This window comes from Rhodococcus sp. IEGM1339, assembly GCF_050321925.1.
In the GTDB taxonomy this organism is placed as follows: domain Bacteria; phylum Actinomycetota; class Actinomycetes; order Mycobacteriales; family Mycobacteriaceae; genus Rhodococcus; species Rhodococcus pyridinivorans.
In genome coordinates, this window is the sequence record NZ_JBNQFT010000003.1 from 199598 (window position 1) to 216757 (window position 17160).

General features: G+C 70.0%; 11 protein-coding genes and 1 pseudogene. 5 read left to right on the plus strand and 7 right to left on the minus strand.

All coding sequences use genetic code 11. The features are described from left to right. Positions 1 to 7 precede the first annotated feature (7 nt). The 6 genes from ACQR3U_RS05535 to ACQR3U_RS05560 all read right to left on the minus strand — a co-directional run bounded on the left by ACQR3U_RS05535 (position 8) and on the right by ACQR3U_RS05560 (position 9844). A complete protein-coding gene (locus ACQR3U_RS05535; protein ID WP_230809916.1) occupies positions 8 to 1201 on the minus strand; it encodes a hypothetical protein in 1194 nt (397 codons plus the stop codon). A gap of 1 nt (position 1202) precedes the next feature. Then, the gene (locus tag ACQR3U_RS05540; protein ID WP_230809917.1) at positions 1203 to 3419 is read right to left on the minus strand and encodes an AAA family ATPase; all 2217 of its coding nucleotides are present in this window, start codon (positions 3417 to 3419) and stop codon (positions 1203 to 1205) included. 46 nt (positions 3420 to 3465) lie between these two features. Beyond that, on the minus strand, positions 3466 to 4383 hold the full coding sequence (locus tag ACQR3U_RS05545; protein WP_230809918.1) for a CDP-alcohol phosphatidyltransferase family protein: 918 nt from the start codon (positions 4381 to 4383) through the stop codon (positions 3466 to 3468). Further along, positions 4380 to 5102, minus strand: a complete 723-nt coding sequence (locus tag ACQR3U_RS05550; RefSeq protein ID WP_024101805.1) for a phosphatidylserine decarboxylase — start codon at positions 5100 to 5102, stop codon at positions 4380 to 4382. Before ACQR3U_RS05550 ends, ACQR3U_RS05545 begins: the two co-directional genes overlap by 4 nt. A gap of 116 nt (positions 5103 to 5218) precedes the next feature. After that, positions 5219 to 5683, minus strand: coding sequence for an SRPBCC family protein (locus ACQR3U_RS05555; RefSeq protein ID WP_006553630.1), 465 nt, complete (start codon positions 5681 to 5683; stop codon positions 5219 to 5221). 111 nt (positions 5684 to 5794) lie between these two features. Further along, complete coding sequence (locus tag ACQR3U_RS05560; RefSeq protein WP_269601322.1) at positions 5795 to 9844, minus strand: TM0106 family RecB-like putative nuclease; 4050 nt, start codon at positions 9842 to 9844, stop codon at positions 5795 to 5797. Between ACQR3U_RS05560 and ACQR3U_RS05565 the strand changes: the two are divergent. Further along, positions 9834 to 10304, plus strand: a pseudogene (locus tag ACQR3U_RS05565) (PadR family transcriptional regulator); the annotation flags it as partial. The gene ACQR3U_RS05560 and the pseudogene ACQR3U_RS05565 sit on opposite strands and share 11 nt — an antisense overlap. Here ACQR3U_RS05565 and ACQR3U_RS05570 read toward each other — a convergent pair. Beyond that, complete coding sequence (locus ACQR3U_RS05570; RefSeq protein ID WP_230809920.1) at positions 10279 to 11529, minus strand: NAD(P)/FAD-dependent oxidoreductase; 1251 nt, start codon at positions 11527 to 11529, stop codon at positions 10279 to 10281. The pseudogene ACQR3U_RS05565 and the gene ACQR3U_RS05570 sit on opposite strands and share 26 nt — an antisense overlap. Positions 11530 to 11651: 122 nt before the next feature. Between ACQR3U_RS05570 and htpG the strand changes: the two genes are divergently transcribed. From htpG to groL, 4 genes are all read left to right on the plus strand, one after another. Further along, on the plus strand, positions 11652 to 13577 hold the full coding sequence (htpG, locus tag ACQR3U_RS05575) for a molecular chaperone HtpG (RefSeq protein WP_033096166.1): 1926 nt from the start codon (positions 11652 to 11654) through the stop codon (positions 13575 to 13577). A gap of 44 nt (positions 13578 to 13621) precedes the next feature. Continuing rightward, complete coding sequence (locus tag ACQR3U_RS05580) at positions 13622 to 14398, plus strand: HAD-IIA family hydrolase (protein WP_024101800.1); 777 nt, start codon at positions 13622 to 13624, stop codon at positions 14396 to 14398. 141 nt (positions 14399 to 14539) lie between these two features. Next, the gene (locus ACQR3U_RS05585) at positions 14540 to 15064 is read left to right on the plus strand and encodes a DUF6764 family protein (protein ID WP_016691625.1); all 525 of its coding nucleotides are present in this window, start codon (positions 14540 to 14542) and stop codon (positions 15062 to 15064) included. A gap of 280 nt (positions 15065 to 15344) precedes the next feature. After that, positions 15345 to 16970, plus strand: coding sequence for a chaperonin GroEL (gene groL, locus ACQR3U_RS05590; RefSeq protein WP_006553623.1), 1626 nt, complete (start codon positions 15345 to 15347; stop codon positions 16968 to 16970). Positions 16971 to 17160 lie beyond the last annotated feature (190 nt).

Here is a 17160-nt window from a genome sequence, read left to right on the forward strand (position 1 = left end):
GAGAGCGCTAGCGCACCTGCCACGCACAGATCACGGCCGCGGTAAACAGTGCGAGCGCCGACCACTGCGCATCCGCCGGAAGCATCCACACCGCCCCGACGACGGCCGTCGCCGGCACCGGCAGCGCCAGGCCGAGAGCCGCGACGGACGCCGAGCCCGGCAACGATGCCCCGAGTGCGAGACCGGTGCCCAGCGCGACGAGCGCCACCCGCACCGCAAGAGGGATTCCCTCGCCGATCTCCGCCGGCCACCACACCGTCGCCGCCGAGATCGACGCGGCGAGCATCAGCCCGGGAAGCGCGTACGGCATGGAGGGGGAGAGCCGCACCCCGGCGACCACGGCGGCCACCGCGACGAGCAGCACCCACCACGGCACGGTCGCCGACTGCATACCCGACCACAACTCGACGAGGACGGGGTACGCCGCGGCCACGGCCCCGGTGACCGCGAGGACGAACCGGTCGTCTCCGGGCGGGACGAGGCGCGCGACGATCTCGGCACCGACGACCGCCACCGCGAGCGCCCCACCGGCGACCAGCCACAGGAGCACACCCGTGTCGCTCGCGCGGGAACCCACGAATTCACCCAGCAGTCGGTAGCCCACCGAGAGCACCACCGCGGCGGTCACCATGATCGCGAGCAACCGCGGATCGGCCCGCTGCACGCGCATCCCGGCAGGCACCGTCAGCGCGGCGGCGACCGTTGCCACGAGTGCGAAGGCCAGCGCCCACTGGGGAACCGTCCAGCGCATGGCCTCCACGGGGACCTCGGAACCGACGGCCGCGGCGGTGAGGAAGGCCGCCCACCCACCGGCGAGCAGGGCCCACTGACCGGTCGCCGAACCCCACGAGCCCGCGGTCGCCGCTCCGAGCAGCACACCGGTGATCGCGGCGATCACCCATCCGACGACCGTCAGGCTGTCGGCCGAGATGCCGGCGGGAACGAGATAGCGGATCGACCCGAGGACCACGATCGAGGCGGCGGCCAGCATCCAGGCGGTACGTCGGGAGCCGGTCCGCTGCAGCCCGGCCGCCGAGAGAACGGCGAGCGCGGCGGTGACCACGGGTGCCCATTCGCTGCGCGCACCCTCAGGGAGGACCGATTCGCCCGCGGCCGGGACGAGGATCGCGACCCCGGCGGCGAGGAAGGCCGCGAGGACGGCTGCCAGTCCGGCGACGCGGACCGCGGTGGTCACGGCCATCTCAACGGCCCTCCGCGTAGGCCTGCAGATGAGCGACCTGCACGGGATTGAGCGAGGGGCGCACCTTCTCCCGGGCCACCGCGACGTCCTCGGCGGTGACCACGGCGGCGTCGACGTTGCGCCGCATCGCCGCGAGCGCGGCCTCGCGCAGCAGCGCCGAGCAGTCCGCGGCCGAGTAGCCGTCGAGTCCGGCGGCCAGGTCGTCGAGGTCGACGTCGTCGTCGAGCGGTACCGATCGGCCCGCGGTCTTCAGGATCGCGGCCCGGGCCTCGGCGTCCGGCGGCGGCACGAACACGAGACGTTCGAGCCGGCCGGGACGCAGCAGAGCCGGGTCGATGAGGTCGGGCCGGTTGGTCGCTCCCACCACCACGACGTCGCGCAGCGGCTCGACACCGTCGAGTTCGGTGAGCAGCGACGCGACGACCCGGTCGGACACCCCGGAATCGGAGCTCTGCCCGCGGCGCGGTGCGAGAGCATCGATCTCGTCGAGGAACACCAACGCCGGTGCCGAGTTGCGGGCACGCTCGAACAACTCGCGCACCGCCTTCTCCGACGCACCGACCCACTTGTCCATCAGTTCGGCGCCCTTGACGGCGAGGACGCTCAGACGTCCCGTGCCGGCGAGAGCGCGGACGAGATAGGTCTTGCCGCAACCGGGCGGGCCGTACAGCAGCACACCGCGCGGCGGATCGACACCGAGACGCTCGAACGAATCGGGATGCTGCAGCGGCCACAGGACGGCTTCGGTCAGGGCCTGCTTCGTCTCGACCATGTCGCCGACGTCGTCGAGGCTCACGCTGCCGATCGCCAGCTCCTCGGAACCCGATCGCGACAGCGGACGGATCACCTCGAGCGCGCCGAGCAGGTCGTCCTGGACGAGCGAGGGTTCGTCGTCGTCGCGGTTCGCCCGCGACGCCGCGCGCAGTGCCGCCTCGCGACACAGCGCCGCGAGGTCGGCGACGACGAAACCGGGGGTGCGACCCGCGACGGCGGCGAGGTCGAGACCGGTGGACGGCACCGAGCGCAGCAGCACGTCGAGCAGGGCGCGGCGGGTCGCGCCGTCGGGCAGCGGCAGGGACAGTTCGCGGTCGCAGATCTCCGGGGCACGCAGCCGGGAGTCGACGTCGTCGGGATGCGCGGTGGTCGCGATCAGCACCGCGCCCTCGGTGTCGACCACCCGCCGCAGCTCGTCGAGGATCAATGTCGCGACGGGTTCGGTGTCGGCGGGGAGCACGGCATCGACGTCGGTGAGCAGCAGGACGCCCCCACCGCGCACCGCTTCGGCCGCCGCGGAGATCCGGCGCAGCCGCTCGTCGGCGGCGAGTGCACCCACGCCCGGCCCGTCGACCTCGACCAGACGCCGGTCGGCGACCACCGAGCGCACGAAGGTCGCCTTACCGACCCCGGCGGGACCGGTGACGAGCACCCCGAGATGCGGCGACGCGCCGAGGGTGCGCAGCAGTTCGGGTTCGTCGAGCGAGAGGGTGAGCCACTCGGAGAGCTTCGCGACCTGGACCTGCACACCCACGAGATCCTCGACCGGCGGTGGCGGAGGCGTGGCGGGGGCCGATTCGGGACGGTCGGTCGCGGGGGAGGAGGCGACGAACCCCGACGAGACGAATCCGGAAGCGGACGGCACGGAGGACGGCAGGGCACCCGGGTCACCGCCCCACACGACGGCGGTGTTCGGCTGCACGCTCACCGGTCCGGCCGGATCGACCGAGGAGACGGTGAGCAGTTCGGTGGTCCACGCGATCGCGAACGTCCGCGACAGTGCCCGCGTCGTCTCGGCGTTGCTCGTGCCCGGTCCGAGATCGCGGGGGAGCAGCGACACCGCGTCGCCGACGGTGAGGACCTTCCCGAGCAGCGCCTGACGCAGGGTGGTCTCCGGGATCGACTGCCGCGCGAGGGTGGACCCGGTGACCGTCACCGTGCGCGCGCCGTAGACCGTCACGGGCGCGACGACGACCGTCGCGTCCTCCTTCAGGCCTGTGTTCGACAGCACCACGTCATCGAGCAGGATCGTGCCGGTCGGGGTGCCGGCCGGGGCGAGACCCGCCACGACCGCCGTGCGACGCGCTCCCACCAGCGCGATCGCGTCCCATTCCCGCAGGCCCAGCGCGGCCAGCGCCTCGGGGTGCAGACGCACGACACCGCGCCGCGAGTCGGCGGCGGAGGTGTTGAGCCGGACGGTGAGTGAGAGTTGTGGGGTCGTCACCCCGCCGAGCCTAGAACGTCACTAGCGTCCTCGCGGGTCGTGCATGTCATCGTCCTCGCGGACGGCGCAGCCCGAGTCGCGCCTGAGATCTCGCCGACGTGGCGACACGCCGGGCGGCGACACGACGCGGACGCTGCGCGCGGTTGCGGGCACGCAGTGCGCGTCGCTCCGAGGGCTTGATGTCCCAGGTCTCGGGCCGGGCCGCGACCCAGCGCCGCGATCGCACCGCGAAGGGGATGTGCGCGAGGTAGACCGCGACCAGCACGAGCATGAGGATGAACGGATAGGTGACCAGCGCGGCCGCCGCCATCGCGACCAGCACGAGCAGCGCCACGGCGAGTCGCGCGGGCACGGACGCCGACTTCATCGCGAAGGTCGGGATGCGGCTGATCGCGAGCCCGGCCGTCCCGAGGATCCACACCGCGACCAGCCCGTAGGCGGTCCACCAGCCGTCGCCCCACTGGATGTGGGCGGCGACGGGTGCGAGCGCGATGAGGGCGGCCGCCGGTGCGGGCACGCCGACGAAGTACTCGCGTGCGTAGGCGGGGACGCTGTCGTCCTCGAGCAGGGTGTTGAAGCGCGCGAGTCGCAGCACGAGGCTCACTGCGTAGAGCAGGGCGACGATCCAGCCGAAGGGGCTGCCGTCGAGCAACGTCACGTAGAGCACGAGCGCCGGGGCGACACCGAACGCGACGGCGTCCGACAGCGAGTCGAGTTCGGCGCCGATCTTGCTGGTCGCGTCGAGCATGCGGGCGATGCGACCGTCGAGCGAGTCGAGGACGGCCGCGGCGCCGATCATGCCGAGCGCGGTGCCGAGTTGTCCGTCGAGCGCGAACTTCACCGCCGACAGTCCGGCGGAGAACGCCAGGACCGTGATGACGCTCGGCAGCAGGCGGACGACGTTGGGCCGATTGCGGGACCGCCCGGTCGCGACCGCACGCGAACCCTGCGTGTGCGGACTCACGACACCGTGGGCAGCTGAGCGAGGACGGTCTCGGCACCGATGGTGCGCTGCCCGCGTTCGACCAGCAGGGTGCTCCCGACCGGCAGGTAGGTGTCGACCCGGGATCCGAAGCGGATCAGGCCGTAGGTGTCGCCGATCGGCAGGGTGTCGCCGATCTGCGCGTCGTTGACGATGCGCCGTGCCAGCAGCCCGGCGATCTGGACGACGGCGACCTCGGCGCCGTCGCGCGTCTCGATCAGCATGCTGGTGCGCTCGTTGACCTCGCTCGCGTCGGCGAGATCGGCGGAGAGGAACTTGCCCGGGGTGTGGACCACCGAGCGGACGGTGCCGCCGACGGGGCTGCGTTGCACGTGCACGTCGAGGACGGACAGGAAGATGCTGACCCGGGGGCGCTCCTCGCTGCCGAGCCCGAGTTCGGCGGGCGGCACGGCATGGTCGACGAGAGCGATCTCACCGTCGGCGGGAGCGACGACCACTCCGGCGCGGTTCGGCGGCACGCGGTGCGGGTGCCGGAAGAAGGTGGCGCACGCCAGTGCCGATGCGAGACCGGCGCGGCGCAGCCAGGGCTTGCGGCGGCCGAGGGTCGCCACGGCCAGCGGAGCTGCGACGAAGGGGATGCCGCCCGGATGCATGGGCGGTACGACATGCCTGACCAGGTCGACCATGTGGGCTACCCCGCTAGTGGGGGGTGTTCCGGCGGGCGTCGGCTTACGGGCCACGGGCTCCTCTTATCGCTGGCGATCGGTGGTCCGGGACCGCAGGGAACCCGCCCGTCTCGCGGGCGGGTCCTGTCGGTCCACAGGCACTCCAGCGTACGTGAGCCGAGGAGGGAAGGTCAGACCCGCGCGGCCGCCTCGATCTCGTTCTTGAGGCGGGCGAGAGTCGCGTTCATCCCCATCGTCAGTTCGTCGTCGAACGCCTCGGTGCCGCCGAGAACATACTTGACCAGGGTCTGCGAGACCTTGCTGGTCCCGGTGGGCGCCTCGCGCCGCTGGGTGACCCGCGTGCCGGTGGCGGTGGGTTCGAGGGTGAACGACCAGATGGAGCGGTTCTCGTTGATCCGGAAGCTCAGGCGACGGCCGGGTTCGAAGTCGATCACCTTCGACGTCGTGGGCCACACCAGCAGCCCCTTCTTGTTGATGTTGATCGTGGTGGTGCCGGCCGACACCGGCCCACCGCGCACGATCATCCGACGGCACTGCGGGCTCCACTCGCCCATCCGCTTCAGATCGGACACCACGCGCCACACCTGCTCGGGGGAGGCGGTGATCTCGATCGTGGCCTCGAGGGTCTTCGACACGTGTACTCCTGTGCTCGGGGGACCGGGTCTTCTCCGGGGGACCGGGTCCCGTGTATCTGCTACCGGAGGTAACAGGATCGTCGTCGATCCTAACGGACGATGTGAGTGCGGTCACGCCCCGGTCGGGTCGGCTCCGGTCAGCCGCATGAACGCCCCGAGTTCGATCAGGCCGTCCGGTGTCGACGGGAGGTGATCGGTCAGGGCGCCGGACCGGACGACCACCGCCGACCACTTGCCGCGTGAGAGGGCCACGTTCGACCGGTTGCGGGACAACAGGAACGACATGCCCCGCGGCACGTCCTCGACGGCGGAGGCCGTCATCGACACGAACACCATCGCCGCCTGGCGGCCCTGGAACTTGTCGACGGTGCCCACCTGGACCCGGTGCAGACCCGCGGCGGCGAGATCCTGCCGTAGGCGGGTGACCTGAGCGTTGTACGGTGCGACCACCAGGACGTCCTCCTCGCCGAGAGGTCGCGGCGGGGAGCCGGCGTCGTCCGTCCACGCCGAGCCGAGCACGGCCGCGATGGCGCGCACGATCTCGGCGCTCTCCTCGGGCGAGCAGGTCGCATTGCCCTCGTGCGCGACCTCCACGAGCCGGACGCCGGGCGGGACGCCGTCGAGCGCGCGGCGCGTGGTGATCTCGGACTTCGACTGCAGTCGTCCCTCGTAGGACAGCTCGGACACCCGCGCGCACAGATTCGGGTGCATCCGCCAGGTCACCGGAAGGAAGTAGCCGCGATCGGTGGGCAACGCACCGTGCCCTTCGGCGAGCCATCCGAGGGCGGACTCGTCGACCGGCTCGGGGTGGGTGCCCTGCGAGACCTGCGGCAGTTGGCGGGGATCGCCGAGCAGCAGCAGATTCGACGCCGCCGTGGCCACGGCGATGGTGTTGGCGAGACAGAACTGACCGGCCTCGTCGACCACCAGCAGGTCGAGGCTGCCGGGCTCGATGCAGTTCGGATTCGTGAAGTCCCAGGCCGTTCCGCCCACCACATAGCCGGTGGCGGATGTACCGATATGCGCCGCAAGGGACTTCGCGTCAGGGAAGGCGGTCCACGTCGGATCGGGGCTCTGGCATTTCGCCTTGGCGACCCGTTCCGGCGACACTCCCGCGGCGACGATCCCGGCCAGCATGTTCTCGACCACCGAATGCGACTGCGCGACCACGCCGACGCGCCGGCCGTGCTCGTTCACGAGCGCCGCCACCACCCGGGCCCCGGTGTACGTCTTGCCGGTGCCGGGTGGGCCCTGCACCGCCAGGTACGAATTCTCCAGGTTGAGAACGGTCGTGACGATCGTGCCGACCGCGTCGTCGCCGAGCGGCGGCAGCACGGCACCGGAGCGCAGGCGGGGAGGGATGCGGCGCAGTACGTCCACCGCCGCGGTCGACGGCAGAGCCGGCAACTCGCTGCACATCGCCTCGGCGGCGGAGGCGATCGCCGCTTCGATGTTCTTCGACGAGATCGGCGCGCCGGGAGTGACGGCCACCGGTAGCACGGAGTACTCCTCGTCCGTCCGTAGCGACTCGTCCACGACGAGCACGTCGGGATGGTCCGTCCCCGTGGTGCGTTCGACGACCGCGCCGCGCGACCACGCGCGCGTCCCGGTGCCGCCGTCGGGCAGTCCGTCCGGTCCCGGAGCGTCGTACAACAGGAAGACGTCCTGCCCGGCGCGCAATGTGCTGCCCGGCTCGAACTCGCCCGCGAGGCGCAGCCGACGCCGGAGCAGTCGCCGGCGGGGCGTGGCCTTGTGCCAGTCGGTCTCGAGTGTGCACGTCGCCGCGACCAGCGTGTCGCGGGCGTCCGCCCACTCGTCGGGAGCCGTCGCCAGACGATCGAAGTGTCCCCACCAGAAAGGTTTCCGCTCGCGCCGGTGGTAGCCCATGGCCGCGGCGACGAGTGCGGCCGCCTGCTGTTCTGGGGTGCGGTCGCCCGCCAGTGCACCGCCGACGTATTCGAGGAGTTTCGTCTCGACGGGGTGCGCCTGCGCGTCGGGAGCGGCCTCGTCGTGGGTCGTCTCGGTGGGGGAGATGCCGTGGTCGCGGGCGTGGGTGAGCAGCCAGTCGCGCAGACGCAGGGTGGAGATGCAGTCGGCCTCGTTGTAGGAGGCGATCGACGCGAGTTCGCGTTCCGCCTCCTCGAGGTGCCCGGCGTCGCGCAGTGCGCAGTAGTCGGCGTACGCGACGATCGAGGCGCCCGCGTCGGCGACATCGCCGTCGCGTGCCTCGCTCTCCTCGGTGTAGAGCGGTTCGAGTTTCTTCAGTCCGTACGTCCGGGCACCCACCCGGATCGAGTTGCGCACCACGGGGTACAGGTCGACGAGCACACCTTCGCGCAGCAGGTCGTCGACGATCTCCTCGCCGACGCCGTAGCGCCCGGCCAGCCGCAGCAACGCCGTCTTCTCGTACGGGGCGTAGTGGTAGACGTGCATCCTCGGGTGGCGACGCCGGCGGTCGGTGACGTAGTCGAGGAAGTCCAGCAGTGCCTGCCGCTCCTGCTCGCGGTCGTGTGCCCAGAAGGGCCGGAAGATCGGTGCGTCGGCCGGTCCCTCCACGACGCCGAACAGGTACTCGAGTCCCCACTCGGAACTGCCGCCCTCGGACCACAGTGGGTCGCCTTCGAAGTCGAAGAAGATGTCGCCCTCGTCGGGCGCGGGCAGGATGCCGAGCGGGGTGGCGTCGTAGACCTCCGCATAGGGACTGTCCCGCCTCTCCTCCTCGAGCTGCGCCCGTGCCTGGGCGCGCAGGGCGTCGAAGGTGCGGCGCGCCATCCCGTCGACGGGTGCCGCGCATGCGGCGAGGTCGTCGATGGTCGACACGCCCGCCTCGATCAGCCGCAGCCGCTGGGTACTGCGCATCCCCGCGACCAGCAGCAGGTCGCGGTGACGTTCGAGTTCCGGGGTGCAGTCGTCGCAGCGACCGCAGGCGGTGTGCCCACCCGCTCCCCACCGCACCGGCCCGGGGGCAGCGCGGTGCGACGTGAGAAGGGTTTCGAGGCAGGCGCGTCGGTGCCGATAGACCGGCATGATCTCCGCGAGCGGGTAGGAGGCGATCGAGCCGTCGCCGAGGACGAGATGCGCGTGCGAGGACACCGTCGTCCCGGTGCGCGCGAGTGCGTCCGCGTAAGCGGCGAGCTGGAGCAGGGCCTCGACCTTCGCGTGCCGGGAGAGTTTGCTGTCGTAGACGGCGTAGCCGTCGTCCTCGAGGACGAGGAAGTCGGAGAAGCCGATCATGCCGAGCGGATCTGGGGCAGTGTCGGAGGAACCGGTGTCGAAGAAAGCGCCCTGATAGACGACGGGCGCGCCGGCCCGGACGGCGTCGAGGGTGGCCTGCGCCGCCTCGGTGAGCGCCTGCGCGGTGTACTCGGGCCGGGCGATCTCGACGACCTTCTCCGCACCCACCTGCGCGCGGAAGCGGTCGAGGACGCGCTGCTCGTGGCGGCCGCCGAGTGCGGCGACACGGTCGAGCATTGCGTCGGGTTCGGTGTCGGGGCGCGGGAGCCGACCGAGCGTCGAGTCGAGGTTGCGGAGCACTGCGAACTCGCACGAGGCGGCGCGGGTGAGATCTCCGGCGCCGAAGACCAGCCTGTCGTCGAGAAGAAACATCGGCAGCTCCGTCTCCGGCGTGCGGGATGCCCGGGATGGGCACGGCTGGTCCCGACTATTGCAGACAGGTCGGACCCGCCGGACCATTGTTCTCGCGCCACCGGGCACACTGCGGCGGCCGGGCCCGCCCTCGACCCCGAGCGCGGTGCGCACCGCCAGCACGATGCCCCACGGAACGACGACCCAGATCGGCCAGAAGTAGATCGACGAGGCCGTTCCGAGCGAGACCAGTGCCCACACCACGAGATTGATCGATCCCACGGTGGCCCATGCTCCCCATTCGATGCGCTGGTGGAGCGGCAGGCGCAGACGTGGGAACGGTTTGCCGGCCGGCGGGGACGGGGTGGGAACGAGTGTCGACGGCAGGTCGGCGAGAACGGCGCCGGCGTCGTCCTGCGTCACGGCGCGGTAGACCCGGGCCACACGCTCGTCGAACTCGCCGATCGTCAACCGTCCGGCGGTGAGATGGCGCCCGAGCTCCTCCACGATCGTTTCGCGCTCGGCATCGGAGACGCGCAGCGGCGATGTCGCGATACCGGGGCCGGTGGTGTCCACCGCACAGGCGCGCATCGGCAAGTTCTGGTCGCTGACGACGAGCCAGGTCTACCGGGAACTGGCCGCGATGGAACGGCAGGGACTGATCGAGGCAGGGGAGAAGGGCCCGCGCGACCGCAAGCCCTACCTGCTGACCGAGGCCGGACGCACGGCCTTCGCCGAATGGATCGACCGCGAACCGGGCGATGAGAACATCCGCCATCCGCTGCTGCTGACCGTCGCCTTCGGCGATCACCTCTCGCCCGAGCGCCTCGCCTCGATGCTCGCCGAGCATCGCCGCAGACACGAGGAGCAGCTCGCCGCCTACGAACAGCAGGCGGCGGCCGACATCCTCCCGCCGCACGCCGCGGCGACCCTCGACTTCGGCATCCTCTACGAACGGGCCGTCCTCGAATGGTTCGACCGCGTGCGCGACCGTCTCGAACCCGGACCGGTCAGCGCAGCGGATCGAACGACCTGAGCAACGGATCCGGCTCGCCGGTCATCGACCCGGCGAGCAGCCGTCCGGTGAGGGGACCGAGCGCCACACCCCACATCCCGTGCCCGCCGGCGACGTACACCCGATCCGAACGGGTGCGGCCGATCAACGGGAGCCCGTCCGCCGTGCACGGCCGTGAGCCCACCCACTCCTCGCTGCGCCCCTCCCAGTCGACCTCACGCAACAGCGGACGGGTCGCGTCGACGATCGCCCGGATGCGTCGCGGGTCGAGCGGGGCGTCGGGACTGCGGAACTCCATCATTCCCGCGACCCGGAAACGGTCCTGGAGGGGTGTGCACGCCACCCGCTGGGCCGGGAAGTAGACCGGGTTCTTCGGCAGGCTCGGCGGCCGCACGCTGAAGCTGTAGCCGCGACCGGCCTGGACCTGCGTGCGCACGCCGAACGGCCGGGCGAGCGACCCGAGCCACGCTCCGTTCGCGAGTACCACCGCATCCGCCGACCGCGAGTGCCCACCGGCCACGACGACATCCACCCCGCGACCGGTGTCGCGCACCTCCTCGACGTCGACGTCGGTGACGATCTCCGCACCCCGGGCGCGGACCGCGTGCGCCAGCGAGGCGACGAACCGCGGCGGATCGATGAACCGCTGCCCCCGGATCCGGAGACCCACCCGCACCGAGTCCCCGAGCAGCGGTTCGAGCGAATGCAGCGTGTCGGTGTCGAGCAGGTCGAAGTCGATCTCGCTGCCGGCGGCACGCGCGTGCTCGAACTCCTCGACCAGCAGCCGACGGTCGTCGTCCGAGGTGAACGCCGCGAGGAACGGATCGGCGACCCGCGTCGGTTCGGTGACGATCGTGTCGCCCGACCCGCGGGCGAGATCGTCGTAGGCATCGAGGGCGAGGCGGTTGGCGCGCGCGAAGACCTTCATCGACGACGTCCACTGCCGTCTCGTGCAGTGCCGGGCGAAGTCGGCGAGGAAGCGCAGCAACCGCACATCCGTCGTGGGCGGCACGTAGACGGGCGACGACGGCCGGAACATCGAGCGCAAGCCGTAACGCAGCACCCCCGGCTCGGGTAGCGGCAGGGTCAGTGCCGGCGCGAGCCACCCGGCGTTGCCCCACGAGGCGTCACCCGCCACGCCGACTCGATCGAGCACCGTGACCTCGATGCCTCGATCCTGCAGAAACCACGCGGTGGACAGACCCACGATGCCCGCACCGACGACCACTGTCCGACGAACCGTCATCGCAACCTCCTGTGATGGACGAAGCCTGCACCTCCATCATGGACCCGGAAGCGCGAACGGGCCGGACTCGCGGACGGCTTACTATTTCCGGGGAAGTTCTGCTTGTGGAAAGGGAACCCGGAATGAGTACGAACGTCGAACAGCGTGAATTCCAGGCCGAGACGCGGCAGTTGCTGGATCTGATGATCCACTCGATCTACTCGAACAAGGACACCTTCCTGCGCGAGTTGATCTCCAACGCGTCGGACGCCCTGGACAAGCTCCGGCTGGAGTCTTTCCGAAACAAGGATCTCGACGTCGACACCTCCGACCTGCACGTCGAGCTCGAGGTGGACAAGGATGCGCGCACCCTGACCGTGCGCGACAACGGCATCGGCATGAACCGCGACGAGGTCGTCGATCTCATCGGCACCCTCGCGAAGTCCGGCACGGGCGAACTCCGGCAGAAGCTGCGCGAGGCCAAGGACGCCGCCGCTTCCGAGGAGTTGATCGGCCAGTTCGGTATCGGCTTCTACTCGTCGTTCATGGTCGCCGACAAGGTCACGCTCGTCACCCGCAAGGCCGGGGAGAAGACCGGTACGCGCTGGGAGTCCAGCGGCGAATCCACCTACACGATCGCCGAGGTCGACGACGCGCCCCAGGGCACCTCGGTGGTCCTGCATCTCAAGCCCGAGGATGCCGAGGACCACCTGTTCGACTACACCTCGCAGTGGAAGCTCGAGGAGATCGTCAAGAAGTACTCGGATTTCATCGCGTGGCCGATCCGCATGGAGGTCTCGCGCACCACGAAGTCGGAGGACGGCACCGACGAGGTGACCTTCGAGACCAAGACCCTCAACTCGCAGAAGGCGTTGTGGGCGCGCTCGAAGGACGAGGTCTCCGAGGAGGAGTACACGGACTTCTACAAGCACATCGCCCATGCCTGGGACGAGCCGCTCGAGGTCATCCCGCTCAAGGCCGAGGGCACCTTCGAGTACCAGGCGCTGCTGTTCATCCCGGAGCACGCGCCCTTCGACCTGTTCGCCCGCGAACGGCGCACCGGCGTGCAGCTGTACGTCAAGCGCGTGTTCATCATGGACGACTGCGAGGATCTCGTCCCCGAGTACCTGCGTTTCGTCAAGGGTGTGGTCGACGCGCAGGACCTGTCGCTCAACGTCTCTCGTGAGATCCTGCAGCAGGACCGGCAGATCCGGGCCATCCGCCGCCGTCTGACGAAGAAGGTCCTCGCGACCGTCAAGGACATGGCTGCGAAGGAACCCGAGAAGTACACGAAGTTCTGGCGCGAGTTCGGCCGGGTCGTCAAGGAAGGTTTGATCTCCGACACCGACAACCGCGACACACTGCTGGCGATCTCGTCGTTCGACTCGACGGCGAGCGAGGAGGAGCAGACCACGCTCGCCGGCTACGTCGAGCGCATGAAGGACGGCCAGGACGCGATCTACTACCTCACCGGCGAGTCGCGGCAGCTGCTCGAGAGCTCCCCGCACATGGAGGCGTTCCGCGACAAGGGCATCGAGGTGCTGCTCCTGACCGACCCCGTCGACGAGATGTGGGTGACCTCCGTTCCGGAATTCGAGGGCAAGCGCTTCCAGTCGATCGCCAAGGGCGACGTCGACCTCGGTACCGAGGACGAGAAGAAGGCCGCCGAAGCCGAACGCGAGGAGAAGGAGAAGGAGTTCGGCGACCTGCTGTCGTGGATGAAGGAGACCCTCGACGAGCAGGTCAAGGACGTGCGGCTCTCGTCGCGCCTGACGTCCTCCCCGGCGTGCATCGTCGGCGACACCTTCAGCATGTCGCCCGCCCTCGAGCGGATGTACAAGGCGTCCGGTCAGCCGGTGCCGCGGGTCAAGCGGATCCTGGAACTCAACCCCGATCACCCGCTCGTGTCGGGTCTGCGCACGGCCCGGGAACAGCGTCCGGACGACGCCTCGCTCGCCGACGTCGCCGAGCTGCTCCACGGCATGGCGCTGATCGCCGAGGGTGGCGAGGTGGAGGATCCGGCGCGGTTCACCCGCCTGCTCGCCGAGCGTCTCGCCGGAAGCGTGTGAGCCGAGCCTGTCGCCGTAGGCACGCACGCGGATAGGCTCGATGCATGACGCGTGTAGACGGGGTGTTGTTCGATATCGAGGGCGTGCTCGTCACCGAGTGGCAGCCCGTCCCGGGCGCGGCGGATGTCCTGGCACGACTGCGTGCCGACGGCGTCCGCCGCGCCTTCCTCACCAACACCACCTCCCGGACGTGCGCCGAGATCGCGCAGCGGCTCACCGATCTCGGGATGGAGGTGTCGCCGGACGAGATCGTCACCGCGGTGTCCCTCACCGTCGACCACGTCCGGCAGACCTATCCGGGTCTGCGCTGCTGGGTCCTCAACGAGGGCGACATCGCCGCGGATCTCGACGGTCTCGTGCTGGACGAGGACGATCCGGAAGTGGTGATCCTCGGTGGCGCGGGGGATGCCTTCACGCACCGGGCGATGAGTCGCGTCGCCGAACTGATGCTCGAGGACGTTCCGGTGGTCGCGATGCACCGAGCGCTCGCGTGGCAGGCCGCCGACGAGTTGCGCATCGACACCGGGGTCTACCTGGCCGGACTCGAGGAGCTCACCGGCCGGTCGGTGGTGGCGGTGGGCAAGCCGTCGCTGCGCGGCTTCCTCGTCGCGTCGGAGCGGATGGGTGTCGAACCGGATCGGATGGTGGTCGTCGGCGACGACATCGCGGGCGAGGTCGTCCCGGGGCAACGCCTCGGTATGACGGGAATCCTGGTGCGTACCGGAAAGTTTCGGCAATCCGTCCTGGACCTGGCGGTCGATCGTCCCGACCACGTCATCGACTCCGTCGCCGCTCTCCCGGGGCTCCTCGACAGTCTGTGACAGGCGGTCTCGCGTGAGACGCATGTGATCGGTACCCTACCGCCGGGGCGCCGGCCCCCCGTTCGCGCGGGGCGCTCGTTCCCCAGTTCGCGCAGACGCAGCCTTTCGCGAAGAGGCACTCCAGTGCAGAGGAGCCCGTTCTTGTCCATTCGTTCCTTCCGATCCGTTCTCACCGCGCGCCGTTCGTTCCGGGCCGGTGTACTCGTCGCCGTCGGTGTGGCCTCGGCCGCGCTGTTCGGTGGGGGTACCGCCGCAGCGGCGCCGGTGACCTGTGTGTCGCCTCCTTCTGCCAACGACATCCTGGTGTCCGATACCGCCAGCTGCGGCGCCACCGCCGAGGACGCCTTCGCTCGCGCGTATGCCGCCGACAGCGGCACCGCGGTGTCGGTCGCCGAGTCGGCCGGCGCCGCCGAAGCCCACGCGACGGGCTTCGGCACGGCGCTCAGTGCAGCCCGTGACGGCGGCCGGTCGTTCGCCTACGCGCTCGGCGGCGGACTGAGCCACTCGTGGGCTCAGGGTCCGGCGACGACCCTGTCGGTGGCCGGCTACGGGTCGGGCGCCACGGCCGACACCACCGGCGTCACGTGCGTCGGAGCCCAGTCGTTCGCGGTCAACACCGCGACGGGACAGTGGTGCGCCGTGGGGGTCGGTTCGACGCCGCGTTGAGCGAGCGCGGCACCGATGATCCGGACGACCGTGTAGTCGGTCTTTCGCGGATTTCGTGACGGGGGTGGCAGGTGCCGGTAGTCTTGCACTCGCCACCCCCGAGTGCTAAAAATGCACTTAGCACTCGCAACACGTGAGTGCCAGGTCGGTAGGGTGAGACCGGGTTTTCGACACCCCTGGTCGTCCGTCGCGGGCACTGCTTCCGGCCGAAGGCGTACATGGAGCGATCCGACGAGCGATCGCTCCGGTGTCACCCCCATACCCGGAGGATCACTTCGCAATGGCCAAGATCATCGCGTTCGACGAAGAGGCCCGTCGCGGCCTCGAGCGGGGCCTCAACAGCCTCGCCGACGCAGTCAAGGTGACGTTGGGCCCCAAGGGTCGCAACGTCGTTCTCGAGAAGAAGTGGGGCGCCCCCACGATCACCAACGATGGTGTGTCCATCGCCAAGGAGATCGAGCTCGAGGATCCGTACGAGAAGATCGGCGCCGAGCTGGTCAAGGAAGTTGCCAAGAAGACCGACGACGTCGCGGGTGACGGCACCACCACCGCTACCGTGCTCGCCCAGGCGCTCGTCCGCGAGGGTCTGCGCAACGTTGCTGCGGGCGCCAACCCCCTCGGCCTGAAGCGCGGCATCGAGAAGGCCGTCGAGGCCGTCACCGCCAAGCTGCTCGACACCGCCAAGGAGGTCGAGACCAAGGAGCAGATCGCCGCCACCGCAGGCATCTCCGCCGGCGACCCCGCGATCGGTGAGCTCATCGCCGAGGCCATCGACAAGGTGGGCAAGGAAGGCGTCATCACCGTCGAGGAGTCCAACACCTTCGGCCTCCAGCTCGAGCTGACCGAGGGCATGCGCTTCGACAAGGGCTACATCTCCCTCTACTTCGCCACCGACGCAGAGCGTCAGGAGGCCGTGCTCGAGGATCCCTACATCCTGCTCGTCAGCTCCAAGATCTCCACGGTCAAGGACCTGCTGCCGCTGCTCGAGAAGGTCATCCAGTCGGGCAAGCCGCTGCTGATCATCGCCGAGGACGTCGAGGGCGAGGCTCTGTCCACCCTGGTCCTCAACAAGATCCGCGGCACCTTCAAGTCGGTCGCCGTCAAGGCTCCGGGCTTCGGTGACCGTCGCAAGGCCCAGCTCGCCGACATCGCCATCCTCACCGGTGGCGAGGTCGTCAGCGAAGAGGTCGGCCTCTCCCTCGAGACCGCCGGCATCGAGGTGCTCGGCCAGGCCCGCAAGGTCGTCGTCACCAAGGACGAGACCACCATCGTCGAGGGCGCGGGCGATCCCGACGCCATCGCCGGTCGCGTCAACCAGATCCGCGCCGAGATCGAGGCGTCGGATTCGGACTACGACCGTGAGAAGCTGCAGGAGCGCCTCGCGAAGCTGGCCGGCGGCGTCGCCGTCATCAAGGCCGGTGCCGCGACCGAGGTCGAGCTCAAGGAGCGCAAGCACCGCATCGAGGACGCCGTCCGCAACGCGAAGGCTGCCGTCGAGGAGGGCATCGTCGCCGGTGGTGGCGTGGCCCTGCTGCAGGCCGCTCCGGTTCTCGACGACCTCAAGCTCGAGGGCGACGAGGCTACGGGTGCCAACATCGTCAAGGTCGCTCTCGAGGCGCCGCTGAAGCAGATCGCCTTCAACGCCGGCCTCGAGCCCGGCGTCGTCGCCGAGAAGGTCCGCAACCTCGAGGCCGGCCACGGCCTCAACGCTGCGACCGGCGACTACGAGGACCTGCTCGAAGCGGGCATCAACGACCCGGTCAAGGTCACCCGCTCGGCGCTGCAGAACGCTGCGTCGATCGCGGCTCTGTTCCTGACGACCGAGGCCGTCGTCGCCGACAAGCCGGAGAAGGCCGCCGCTCCCGTGGGCGACCCGACCGGCGGCATGGGCGGCATGGACTTCTGATCCGCCCCTGCGGGCGGAGAGGACTTCTGATCCGCCCCTGAGCCACACGAGGCCCGATCCCACTCCGGTGGGGTCGGGCCTCGTGCTGTTCCCCGACGATTCCGGCCTCCGGTACGGAACGATCACATATTCGTTACGAAAGGGGCTCCGCGGACGATGAATGTCACGAAAGTGTCACTTCATCCGGTTC

Coding starts and splice junctions, on each gene's coding strand:
- groL (WP_006553623.1), top strand. CDS start 15,345: ATGGCCAAGATCATCGCGTTCGACGAAGAGGCCCGTCGCGGCCTCGAG.
- ACQR3U_RS05535 (WP_230809916.1), bottom strand. CDS start 1,201: ATGGCCGTGACCACCGCGGTCCGCGTCGCCGGACTGGCAGCCGTCCTC.
- ACQR3U_RS05580 (WP_024101800.1), top strand. CDS start 13,622: ATGACGCGTGTAGACGGGGTGTTGTTCGATATCGAGGGCGTGCTCGTC.
- htpG (WP_033096166.1), top strand. CDS start 11,652: ATGAGTACGAACGTCGAACAGCGTGAATTCCAGGCCGAGACGCGGCAG.
- ACQR3U_RS05570 (WP_230809920.1), bottom strand. CDS start 11,529: ATGACGGTTCGTCGGACAGTGGTCGTCGGTGCGGGCATCGTGGGTCTG.